14 protein-coding genes are annotated in these 11,211 nt (G+C 59.6%); 10 read left to right on the top strand and 4 right to left on the bottom strand.

Annotation, left to right across the window (positions count from 1 at the left end):
* The coding region (locus B4F73_RS03605) for a serine hydrolase domain-containing protein (protein ID WP_290482523.1) at positions 1–575 on the bottom strand (575 nt) is incomplete at its 3' end.
* A gap of 126 nt (positions 576–701) precedes the next feature.
* Between B4F73_RS03605 and B4F73_RS03600 the strand changes: the two genes are divergently transcribed.
* The 3 genes from B4F73_RS03600 to map all read left to right on the top strand — a co-directional run bounded on the left by B4F73_RS03600 (position 702) and on the right by map (position 2,320).
* Complete coding sequence (locus tag B4F73_RS03600) at positions 702–1,139, top strand: OsmC family protein (RefSeq protein WP_290482522.1); 438 nt, start codon at positions 702–704, stop codon at positions 1,137–1,139.
* A gap of 22 nt (positions 1,140–1,161) precedes the next feature.
* A complete protein-coding gene (locus B4F73_RS03595; RefSeq protein ID WP_290481682.1) occupies positions 1,162–1,398 on the top strand; it encodes a hypothetical protein in 237 nt (78 codons plus the stop codon).
* A 100-nt stretch (positions 1,399–1,498) separates the two neighbouring features.
* Positions 1,499–2,320, top strand: coding sequence for a type I methionyl aminopeptidase (gene map, locus B4F73_RS03590; protein ID WP_034816611.1), 822 nt, complete (start codon positions 1,499–1,501; stop codon positions 2,318–2,320).
* Positions 2,321–2,326: 6 nt separating this feature from the next.
* Here map and B4F73_RS03585 read toward each other — a convergent pair whose 3' ends face one another.
* Positions 2,327–2,950, bottom strand: a complete 624-nt coding sequence (locus B4F73_RS03585) for a cupin domain-containing protein (protein WP_290478614.1) — start codon at positions 2,948–2,950, stop codon at positions 2,327–2,329.
* 127 nt (positions 2,951–3,077) lie between these two features.
* On the opposite strand from B4F73_RS03585, the gene radC reads away from it, so the two are divergent.
* Positions 3,078–3,767 (top strand): RadC family protein, encoded by a 690-nt coding sequence (gene radC, locus B4F73_RS03580; protein WP_290478613.1) that lies wholly within the window; start codon positions 3,078–3,080, stop codon positions 3,765–3,767.
* Here the strand turns inward: radC and B4F73_RS03575 are convergent, their stop codons facing one another.
* On the bottom strand, positions 3,768–4,349 hold the full coding sequence (locus tag B4F73_RS03575; RefSeq protein ID WP_290482521.1) for a TetR/AcrR family transcriptional regulator: 582 nt from the start codon (positions 4,347–4,349) through the stop codon (positions 3,768–3,770). It abuts the gene before it with no gap.
* A gap of 66 nt (positions 4,350–4,415) precedes the next feature.
* On the opposite strand from B4F73_RS03575, the gene B4F73_RS03570 reads away from it, so the two are divergent.
* Entirely contained in the window at positions 4,416–5,273 is an 858-nt protein-coding gene (locus B4F73_RS03570; RefSeq protein ID WP_290482520.1) for an NAD(P)H-binding protein, read from the top strand.
* 79 nt (positions 5,274–5,352) lie between these two features.
* Complete coding sequence (locus tag B4F73_RS03565; RefSeq protein WP_290482519.1) at positions 5,353–5,862, top strand: DUF1772 domain-containing protein; 510 nt, start codon at positions 5,353–5,355, stop codon at positions 5,860–5,862.
* On the opposite strand, the gene B4F73_RS03560 is transcribed toward B4F73_RS03565, so the two are convergent.
* Positions 5,859–6,536: a Fe2+-dependent dioxygenase gene (locus B4F73_RS03560; protein ID WP_206992243.1), complete on the bottom strand. Its 678-nt coding sequence runs from the start codon at positions 6,534–6,536 to the stop codon at positions 5,859–5,861. The genes B4F73_RS03565 and B4F73_RS03560 overlap by 4 nt on opposite strands.
* A 76-nt stretch (positions 6,537–6,612) precedes the next feature.
* Between B4F73_RS03560 and B4F73_RS03555 the strand changes: the two genes are divergently transcribed.
* The 4 genes from B4F73_RS03555 to B4F73_RS03540 all read left to right on the top strand — a co-directional run.
* Positions 6,613–7,464, top strand: a complete 852-nt coding sequence (locus B4F73_RS03555; protein WP_290482518.1) for a hypothetical protein — start codon at positions 6,613–6,615, stop codon at positions 7,462–7,464.
* A 144-nt stretch (positions 7,465–7,608) separates the two neighbouring features.
* Entirely contained in the window at positions 7,609–9,126 is a 1,518-nt protein-coding gene (locus tag B4F73_RS03550) for a spinster family MFS transporter (protein WP_206992241.1), read from the top strand.
* A 28-nt stretch (positions 9,127–9,154) separates the two neighbouring features.
* On the top strand, positions 9,155–10,639 hold the full coding sequence (locus B4F73_RS03545; RefSeq protein WP_290478608.1) for a spinster family MFS transporter: 1,485 nt from the start codon (positions 9,155–9,157) through the stop codon (positions 10,637–10,639).
* 9 nt (positions 10,640–10,648) lie between these two features.
* Positions 10,649–11,211: phosphotransferase (locus tag B4F73_RS03540; protein WP_290482517.1), on the top strand; the 563-nt coding region annotated here is incomplete at its 3' end.

The following is an 11,211-nucleotide window of genomic DNA, read 5'->3' as shown; positions in this document are numbered from 1 at the left end:
TGGGCATTGGCATAATCATCTCCACCAAGGCCGTAAGCGAAACCGGCCGAGTGACTCATCAGTTCCCGCATGGTCGCGGGGCGCGATGGGTCTTTCAGGATCGGTGTTCCGTCTTCATGCTCGCCCACCAGCACTTTCAGCGCTTCAAATTCAGGGATGTATTTTGTGATCGGATCGTCGAGGTCAAACTTGCCATCTTCATGGAGCTGCATCAGGGCAACGCCCGTGATCGGCTTCGTCATGGAATAGATCCGGTACAGCGTGCCCGGTTGCACGGGTGTCGATGTTTCAACATCCCTCACACCGTACTGACCATAATGAGCAACCTCACCATCTTTGACGAGCAGGGCCTGAAGGCCCACGACATGCTCGTCCGAGACGAACTTTTGCAGGCGTTCGTCGAGCGCATGCAGTCCATCCGAGCTGAACGCCTTGGCGGGCCCGGCAGGAGCGAGAGGCGGCCAGTCTGCTACCTCATTCTGTTCCGCCATTGCGGGCAGCGCCGCGAGAGACAGCGCCGTCAAGGCGAAGGCAAACCCGGTGAGACACCGACGACAGACTTCCAATTTGAGCATTGCGCGCATTCCTTTTCTTCCCGCAGGACCAGACCATGACCAATGCATTTAGGAGAGACAAGCGGGAACGTATTGAGTCTGCGCGCATTGCATTTTTCAATACCCAATTGATTGAAAGGACACGCCATGAAACGTCATGCCACCGCCCATTGGTCCGGAAACCTCGCGGACGGCAAAGGCTCGCTCACGACGCAGAGCGGCGCGCTGTCCGATCACGCCTACTCCTTCAAGGCGCGATTTGAAGATGAGAGCGGCACGTCGGGTACCAATCCGGAAGAATTGCTCGCCGCCGCACATGCGGGCTGTTTCACCATGCAGCTCTCCCACCTGCTGGCCGAGAACGGAACACCTGCCACCGATCTGGATACGAAATGCATCGTGTCGGTCGAGCCGAAAGAGGGTGGCGGATTCGAAATCACGCGCAGCGCCTTGACGCTTACGGCCGTGGTTGAAGGCATCGAACAGGATGATTTTGACGCCATCGCCGACAAGGCCAAGAACGGCTGCCCGATGTCGGTCGCCCTCGGCGCCATCGACATCACGCTTGGCACCCAGCTCCAGTAACCCTTTCAGAGGATCAAGACCCATGGCACCGGAACTCTTATATGGCGTAGGCGCGCTGCTCTTGCTGATCGCCCTGATCTGGGGGGTTAGCCGGGGCCGACTGAAATCCCGCACCGCGGAAGCGGTCAGCGAGGAAGGCACGCGCGAGATTTACCAGGAGCCCGAACGGTTTGATGACGAGCGGCGCGAAGAACTGAAACGCGCTGCAGAGTCTGCCGAAGCGGCCGCTGAAAAGCGCGACAAGACGGATGGGGCCTGAGTCTGATACTGTTTGGCAGGCCTGAAGGTGGAACTTAGCCGGGCAAATTGCTATCTAGGGGGCAGATACAGGTATTTCCGCCCCTGAAAGGCCCCGATTGATGACTGACACTTCCCTCCTGCTGCCGATGCGCACGGGCGAAATTCGCATTCACGATGCCGAAGGCTTCGCAGGTATGCGAAAGGCGGGACGTCTCGTGGCCGAATGCCTCGATATGCTGGTGCCGGAAGTGAAGCCCGGCGTGACCACCGAACATCTCGACAATCTGGTGCGGGAATTCGTCATGGATCATGGCGCAACCTCCGCGACGATCGGCTATCGCGGCTACCGCCATGCCAGTTGCATTTCACTCAACCATGTCATCTGTCACGGTATCCCCAGCGCCAAGCCGCTGAAGGAAGGCGATATCGCCAATATCGACGTCACCCTGATCATTGATGGCTGGCATGGCGACCATTCGCGCATGTATGGCGTCGGCAATGTGAAGCGGAAGGCCGAGCGCCTGATGGATGTGACCTATGATGCGCTCATGGCCGGCATCGCGCAGATCCGCCCCGGCAAGCGCTTTGGCGACATTGGCGGCGCGATCTCCGAAATTGCCAGGCTGAATCGCATGTCGGTCGTAGAGGACTTCTGCGGCCACGGCCTGGGACGCCTGTTCCATGACGAGCCAAACGTCGTCCACTCATCGGATTACAATACCGGCCCGGAACTGAAGCCCGGCATGTTCTTCACGGTCGAGCCGATGCTGAACCTGGGCCGCAAGGACGCTGCGATCCTGCCAGATGGCTGGACGGCCGTGACTCGCGACCGCCAGCTGTCGGCGCAGTACGAACATTCTGTCGGCGTGACCGAGGATGGTGTTGAAATCTTCAGCACATCCCCGAAAGGTTGGCACCAGCCTCACAAGGTCCAGCTTTAGCGGGCGCTATTCTTCGGGCGGCGGCGGCATATAGATTGGCGCGGCTTCCGGAGGCATCTTCTCCATCGCAATCGTGATCCCGTATTCGGCTGCAAGCTGGCCGATTACAGCGCCTGCTGCTTCGGCTGAATCCGGCTTGGCCTCCGCAATGCGCGGACCGGCATCATTCATGAAACCTTCAAAAGACCCACCGGTGGTGGTCATGATCAGCCTCGTGGTCTCATCGCTGCCATTCCAGAACATGTGCGTGTTGCCCCGGTTCAACGCAGCGAAGTCGCCCGGATAAAGCGACAGGATCTCGTCGCCCGACATGACACTGAGCGCACCGGACACGACGTAGAAATACTCATCCTCGCGCGTATGGGTATGTGGCGGTGACCCAGGGCTGCGCGGAGGCAGTTCAAATTCGTATACTGTCACATCGCCCGACGATTCTTCGGACGACAGCAATAGTCGGACAGGATGGAACGGGTTCTCGATGGCCTCCCCTGCTCCCGCAACGACAAGTTTGTCGGGATGCGCGTGAACATGATCTGCTGAAGCACCGCGATGGTCATGGTCTTTCGGCTGGGTCATGCAAGCAGACAGCGCCAGCAAGCCAGCGCTGCAAAGCGCGATTTTGTTCAACATGTTTCATTCTCCCACGGATTGTCCCTGGGGGAAGTCTATCCGCGACCACACAATTCTCAAGTTCAATCTGGGGCCACGTGATCTAAGTCACTTTATCGAAACGTCATTTCATGGTTTTTCAACCATAATGAGCACGTCCCCCGAAGAACCCCACTGGAAAGGTCATCGCGACCGATTGCGAGGCAAACTGCTGACGCGCGGCGCAACCGCGCTGAGCAATTACGAAGTGCTCGAAGTCTTGCTCATGGCCTTCATCCCGCGCCGGGATGTCAAACCCATCGCGAAAGCTTTGGAAGCCCGCTTTGGCAGTCTGTCGGCCATCCTCGCTGCGCCGACATCCGACCTCATCAAGGTCAACGGTGTCGGCGAGACAGTCGCGGCGTATCTCAAGGCCATTGCGGAGCTCAACGCCCGGGCGTCCAGAGAGACGATCCAGAAGAAGCCCGCCATTTCCTCCTGGTCGGCGCTCATCGATTATGTTCGCACCGAACTCCAGCACGAAAAGCGCGAACAGTTCCGCATCCTGTTCCTGGATCGGAAAAACCAGTTGATCGCCGACGAAATCATGGGACATGGCACGGTCGACCATGCGCCCGTCTATACGCGTGAGGTCGCCCGCCGCGCGCTGGAGCTGCATGCATCAGCGCTCATTCTGGTGCACAATCATCCGTCAGGTGACCCCACACCGTCGCGCGCAGACATCGACATTACCCGCGAGATCATTGATGCACTCGATCCATTCGACATCACCGTGCACGATCATCTGATTGCCGGCACGGGCGGCGTCACCAGCCTGAAATCAGCCGGACTGATCTGATCAGGACACCAGACTGTCGCGCGCCATTTTCTGAACAGTCGTAATATAGACGGCCTGCGACCATCCGCATTCGAACCGCAGCTTTTCCCACACTTCGACTGACAACAGCGCCCAGAGCAAATCCGTTGCCTGTTCGACTGAATAGTCGGGCATCAGCTGGTCTGCGGACTTGAGCGCCATCACAGCGGCTTCACATCCATGCCGTACGGCTTGCATTCGGTCATTCCAGGCAGCCGCAGCGGCGTCGTCGGTGTCTCGCATGGCGATCAAGGCGCGCCCCACTCCGTGAATTTCCGGAATATAGTTCCCCCACGCCTCCACCCACAAATCCAGACGGTCCGTTCCTTTGGCCTTACGGCTCGCCGCAAGACGTTCGTCTATGTTTCGGACTTCGTCCATATAGCGCGCCGTCCCGGTCAGCAGGTCCGCGCGTGTCGGGAAATGAAGATAGACGGCCTGGCGGCTGATGCCCGCGGCCTTGGCGATATCGCTCATGCGTACGCCGGACCCGCCAGATTCCTCCAGCAATTTCCATGTAGCGCGCATGATTTTTTCGCGGGTTTCGAGATTCTCACTTGACATGATGTCAATCTATAGGCACTTGACGCCATGTCAACTTTACACCGTGTCAAGCAAAGGAGATTGAACATGACACAGCACCTTCATAACCAGACAACGCATCGCGGGCCTGTGCTCGTATTGGGTGGCACCGGAAAGACCGGTCGTCGGATTGTCGGCCGTTTGCGCGAGCGGGGTATTGATACCCGGGTCGGATCAAGGTCCGGCTCGCCCGCCTTCGATTGGGATGAGCCGTCCGGCTGGGACGCCGTGCTGGCTGGCATGAGCGCGGTATATATCAGCTACACGCCTGACCTCGCCGTGCCCGCCGCCAAGCAAGCGATCCGGCACCTTGTCGAACGCGCAAAAGCGCAGGGCGTGCAGCATCTCGTCCTGCTGTCTGGACGCGGAGAGCCAGACGCCCAGGCCTGCGAGCGCATCGTGCAGGAAAGCGGTCTCGACTGGACCATTGTGCGCGCCAGCTGGTTCAATCAGAATTTCTCCGAAGGCGATTTCCTGCCGCTGGTCCTGTCTGGTGACATCACACTGCCAGCTGGACATGTGCCGGAACCGTTCGTGGATGCCGAGGATATTGCCGACGTGGCCGTCGCTGCTCTCACCGAGACCGGACATATTGGCGAAGTCTACGAAGTGACCGGTCCCCGACTGATGACGTTTGACGAACTGGCCAGCGAATTGTCACACGCAATCGGCCGCAAGATCAGTTTCGTCCGTGTGCCTGCTAATGAATTTCTTCAAGGGTTTCGCCAGGCTGGCGCTCCGGAAGACATGATCTGGCTGCTCGACTACCTATTCTCCACCATACTCGATGGCCGCAATGCCCAAATCTGTGACGGTGTGGAACGGGCCCTGGGCCGACCGCCAAAGGACTTTTCCGACTTCGCGAACGAAGTCGCCGCCTCCGGGCTCTGGAGCGCCGCTGCGTGACGCCCGCCTCACTCACCCCGCATGTCCCTAGGTGACTGATCCTCTTCGGCGGGCATGCCACATCCAAGGAATCAAACTCATGACGACCCATCTCTTTGTCTATGCCTGCCTCACCATCGGTCTTTTTACCGCCCTCGTCGGCGGTGTGTTTCAAGCCTTCTCCGATTTCGTAATGGCCGGCCTCATCCGCGCCGCGCCAGCTGGCGGCATCGACTCCATGCAACAGATCAACCGGACAGTGTTTCGCTCGGCATTTCTGGCGATCACGTTGGCATTGGCACCTATCATGCTCGCCGCCTCCCTTTATGCCTGGCAAAGCCTGGAAGGGTCACCAAAGATCCTGATACTGATCGGAACCGCGATCTACATGACGGCCGTGCTCGGGGTCACCATGTTCGGCAACGTTCCGATGAATAAACATCTCGACGGCCTTACGCCTTCTTCGCCGGATGCCGCGATCTATTGGAAGAGGTTCGGTACCGTCTGGACAGGGTGGAACCATGTTCGCACTTTCGGGTCGATTCTTGCGGCCATCTGCTTCCTGCTAGCTGCAACTGGCTTGCCCGACACCCTTACTGCCATGACTTAGCTCTGGCCGAACCGGCGCACCAGATTGGAAATACTCTTCGACAGAACCAGCATTTCCGGAGACTGAAGATCCAGCCTGCCCGACAGGCTGGATCGCAGATTCTCAAGGTCAAAGATGATCTCCCGTACCGCCGCATCTGGCACGCTGCTCTCAATCCAGCCAACACAGACGAGCCGCTTGCCGGAAGTCACCGGCGCAACCCGGTGCAAACTGGTCGATGGATAGAGCACCATGTCTCCCGCGTCCAATTTGATGGACTGGGTCATCCCCGCCAGATCGATCTCCAGCTCGCCCCCCTCATAGTCGCCCGGATCGGACAGGAAGAGCGTGAAAGAAAAGTCGGTGCGCAAGCGCGACTCCCCTGCTCCCATGAATGGATTGTCGACATGATGACCGTATCCGCCGCCCTCCTCGGTCCGGCTGACAATCAGTTTCGAGAACTGGCGTGGCTGGGCCGCCGCACGCAGAACAGGGTGTCGCTCCACCTTGGCCTTCAGCAGCTGGCGAACCTGAGCGCCGGTACGGGATGTCAGATCTGCTTGCTGGTTGCGCTTGACCGCCCGGGCCATGCCACCGGCCGTTTCTGCGCCATCGCGCCAGCCGAGTGTTGCGACCAGATCGCGGACATCACGCAGGTCGGCCTCATCGAGTACGTTGGAAAGGGTCAAAAGCATGTTGCGCCTACTTGCGAATAATTTGCATTTGCGTCATTCAGCGCTATAGCAGATCGACGCAAAGAGGAAGTATATCATGGCCTTTGACACCAAACTGAAGCAGTGGACCAGTCTTGGTCTGGGCACCGTCCTGATGACTGGCGCGCTTGCAGGTTGCAGTGAGCCTGCCGCCCCTGCCGACGAGGCAGGCACAGAGATCGCGCAGCCTGAAACACCTGCAGAAGTGGATCCAACCGCAGAAGCCAACACACTGGCCACTGAAGGCGGTGAAGGCGAAGGCGGTGTGACCATTGACGCCGCTTATACCGACCCGGTCGTCTACAAGGCCGCGCTGGCCATTGCTGCAGCCCACGTCCTGGCCGCGCGCGACGCCTACGCCAAAGGCGAAACGACCGCCGCGGCTGAAATGTACGCGCATCCGGTCTCCGAAGTCCTGTTCGACATGGAACCGGTCTTTGCAGCTCAAGGCGTCGCCGACTTTACCGACCTGTTTACAGACACGTCTGCAGCGGTCTTTGCCGGGGAAAGCCAGGAACAGATCAACGCCCGCACGGACGCGATCCTTGCCGCGCTCGACAAAGCCGCCGAGAGCGCCCCCGCCACCGACATGTCCGATGCCATGGTCAGCGCCCATGTCGCCTCCGACCAGATCGATCGCGCATCCGACATGTATCGCCTGTCGCTCGATTCTGATTTCTACGAGACGTATCTGGACGGCTACGGCTTCTATCAGGCCGCCGAGCGCGCCTTTACGCAAGCGGAAAGCGACATCACGGCCGAAAATTCCGATGCAGCAGAATCCATTCGCGCGGCGCTTGGCCTGTTGGCTGAAGCCTACCCGACCGCGCTTCGCCCTGCCCCAATGGACGCTGATGCTGCAGCCCTCGCCGTTGCGGCGTCGGAAGTACAGTTGGCGCTGAGCCAGTAGTGGCAATTTGACCTCCGCAAGGCCTTGCTCGCACGCTGTCGCAGAGTAAGGCCTTGCGCCCCCTGCACATGTCATTACCGTAGGGGGACATGTAGAGAGGCGCCGCCAAGACGCGCCCGGTATTTTCGGGAGGATTTTCGGCGGATGACCGACACGACAGCTGGCCAAACGGCCACGGGCGGACACATCACAGGCTTCGGTTCAAAAGGCTATCGCACCTATGTGCTGATCGCCCTGATGCTGGTCTACACGCTGAACTTCATCGACCGAACGCTCATTTCGGTTGTTGCCCAGCCGATCATCAACACATTTCAGCTGAATGACACGCAATGGGGCCTCTTGTCCGGGCCGCCCTTCGCATTGTTCTATGCCGCTATGGGCATTCCGATCGCGATGTGGGCTGACCGCGCCAATCGCGTATTGATCATTGCGCTCTGCATCATCGTCTGGTCCGTCATGACAGCGCTTTGCGGGGTCGCTTCAGGCTTCATCTGGCTACTCGTCTTTCGCGTCGGCGTTGCCGTCGGCGAAGCAGGCTGCACACCGCCCGCCAACTCTTTGATCACTGACTATTACCCCCCGAAAAGCCGCGCGGGTGCGCTCGGCATCTATTCCATGGGCGTCACGCTTGGCGGCGTGCTTGCGCAACTCTTCGGCGGCACGATTGCCGGCATCAAGGGGGCTGATTTCGGCAACTGGATCGGTTCGCTCGGTCTTGGGGGTTTGTTTGGTAATCTCGACTGGTCGACCGTGGAAGGCTGGCGTATCGCGTTTGTGGTTGTCGGCGCGCCGGGCGTGCTGATCGCGATCATCCTGATGTTCACCATCAAGGAACCTCCCCGCGGCTATTCCGACCCGCCCTCGGCAAAGGGCAATGGCAAGGCCCCTTTCTTTGATGCCTTCCGTGAATTTTCTGCCAAGCCGACATTCTGGTGGCTATCGCTCGGCGCCGCTCTGGTGGCCTTTGTCGGCTATGGACTGATCAGCTTCCAGGCGCCTTTCCTCCAGCGCGTTCATGGTATTGATGTGCGCGACGCTGCCGTACTCTATGGCGCGCCGCTGGCTGCAGTTGCCGCTCTCGGCACATTCCTCGGCGGGTACATCTCGGAAAAGCTCGCAGGCCGCTTCTCCACGATCTCGGCATGGCTCCCGGGCGTTGGCCTGCTGATTGCCGTGCCCGCCTATGTTGGCGCCTTCTTTGCCCCGACCATCGAGATCGCCTTTGGTCTGTGGATCATCGCGGGCACGATGCACTACGCCTATCTTTCCAGCCAGTACATGGTCGGCACGGCCATTGTCAGCCCACAGTCGCGCGCCACCACGATTGCCGTGCTGCTGCTGATTGTCAGCCTGATCGGCAATGGCATTGGCCCGCTCTTTGTCGGGGCGATGAGCGATTTCTTCATGGGACAGGAAATCGGCAAAGCCGGCCTGTCAGCCTTTGCGGACGCCTTCAATCCGCGCCTCTGCGGCACGGACCCGGCTGCCCTCGGCGCGGAAGGCCCTGAGCTTTGCCGCGCCTATGCCAATGGCCTGCGCCACTCCATGGCCGCGACGGTCTTGTTCTTCATCGTCGCCGCATTTTGCTACTTCATGGCTTCGCGTTCATTCATGAGGGATCGGTACAATCCCGATTCCCCAGCCGCCGACATGAATTCCTGAAACACAGCGACGGAAAGACACAAGTAGAATGACAGACACGACCGCTGCGCTCGACGAGAAACCCGGTTTTGAAACCGGCTATCGCACCAAGGGATATCGCGCCTATGTGCTCGGCTCCCTGCTCATCGTCTACATCTTCAATTTCATTGATCGGTCCATCTTCGGCATCCTGACCGATCCGATCCGCAACAGCCTTGGTCTGGAAGACTGGCAGATGGGTCTGCTCGGGGGTCTGGCATTCGCCACGTTCTACACCACGCTCGGTATTCCGATTGCCCGTTTTTCGGAGAAGACGAGCCGCATGATGATTATCGTGGCCTCATTGACGATGTGGAGCCTGATGACCGTCCTTTGCGGATTTGCCGTCAGTTTCGCGACCATGTTCGCCTTCCGCCTTCTGGTCGGAGTTGGTGAGGCCGGGTGTACGCCGCCGGCGCAATCGGTCATCGCCGACTATTTCAAGCCCGGTAGTCGGGCGACCGCCGCCTCAATCTACGCGCTTGGCGTGCCGCTTGGTGGCATGTGCGCCGGTCTCGCCGCAGGCCCGATCAATGATTATGTTACGGGCGAGAATGTCCACGCCCTGCTGGAAGGATGGGGCTGGACTTGGGTCGCAGACATGATCGACTGGAAGAGCCTCGAAGGCTGGCGCATTGCGTTCATTGCGGTCGGCCTGCCCGGCCTGGTGTTCGCGCTGATCATCGGCCTCACGGTCAAGGAGCCGCCGCGCGGCTACACCGATCCGCCGAATGCTGCGAAGCCGGAACGGGAATCCTTCGGCGCCGCACTGAAGAAGCTCAGCAAGAAGCCGACCTATGTGCATGTCGTCTTTGGCGCAGCGCTCGCCTCATTTGCAGGATACGGGATCGCGGCCTTCTCCACCTCCTTCCTGCTGCGCACGCATGAACTGACCCTCACACAAGCCGCCCTCATCTTCTCTCTGGTGCTGGGCCTGATGGCTGCCATTGGTGTGTTCCTGTCTGGCTTCCTCGCTGATCGCCTCGCGAAACGCTACCCGACGGCCCTGTCCTGGATGCCTGCTCTCGGCATGGGCCTGTCGGTGCCGCTCTACTGGCTCGGCTATCTCAGCCCGTCGGTCGCGCTGATGCTGCCACCGCTCATGGCCGCCGCCATGCTGCACTATTTTTATCTCGGGCCAATGTATGCCGTCTCAGCCGGCGTCGTGGATGCGCGCACGCGGGCGACCGCCGTGGCCATCACGCTCTTTGCCGTCAACCTGATCGGGCTCGGCCTTGGCCCCACCCTGATCGGTCTGTTGTCCACAGTGCTGAAGACGATGATGCTGTCGGGTGCCGATCTCGGTCTGACACTGGACCTCTGCAAGGAAGCTGCAAGCCTCAGCGCCGACCAGGTTGCCGCCTGTACCAGCGCCGACGCACGCGGCCTGCAATGGTCGATTATCATCTTCGCATCGATCTATGGCTGGGCAGCAATCCACTATCTGCTGGCTGGGAAGACGCTGCAGCGTGACATGGTCGCCAAGACCGCCTAATCGGTCTTCATGGCTGTTTACACTCAGGTTTCAGACGACGCGCTGGCGGCGTTTCTCGACGAATACAATCTCGGCAATGCCCTGTCTTTCAAGGGCATTGCCGAAGGCGTCGAGAATTCGAACTACTATCTCGAAACCACGACGGGCCGGTTCATTCTTACCCTGTTCGAAAAACGGGTGAATGCGGATGACCTGCCCTATTTCATTGGCCTGAAACAGCATCTGGCGGGCAAGGGCTTCCCCTGCCCGGAGCCCATCCTCGCGAAAGACGGCAAAGCGCTCCGCACGCTCGAGGGACGGCCCGCGGTGATCGTGTCTTTCCTTGATGGACTCTCGCCGAAAAAGCCGACTCCCGCCCAGTGCCGTGGTCTGGGGGAAGGTCTCGCGCGGATGCATGTCACGCTTTCAGATTTTGAGATGACCCGTCCCAACAGTCTTGGTCCATCGGCATGGCCGCGCCTCTGGGCAGGCCAGTCGGACGAGGCCGAAAAACTGCAACCCGGCTTGTCAGCCCTGATCGACGAAGCCCTTGCTGATATCGCAGAGGCCAAGCCAAAAAGCCTGACCCTGCC

This window comes from Hyphomonas sp. UBA3601, assembly GCF_002375605.1.
Taxonomy (GTDB): domain Bacteria; phylum Pseudomonadota; class Alphaproteobacteria; order Caulobacterales; family Hyphomonadaceae; genus Hyphomonas.
The sequence above is the reverse complement of the archived record's forward strand: the minus strand, read 5'-3'. Positions and strand labels throughout refer to the sequence as shown.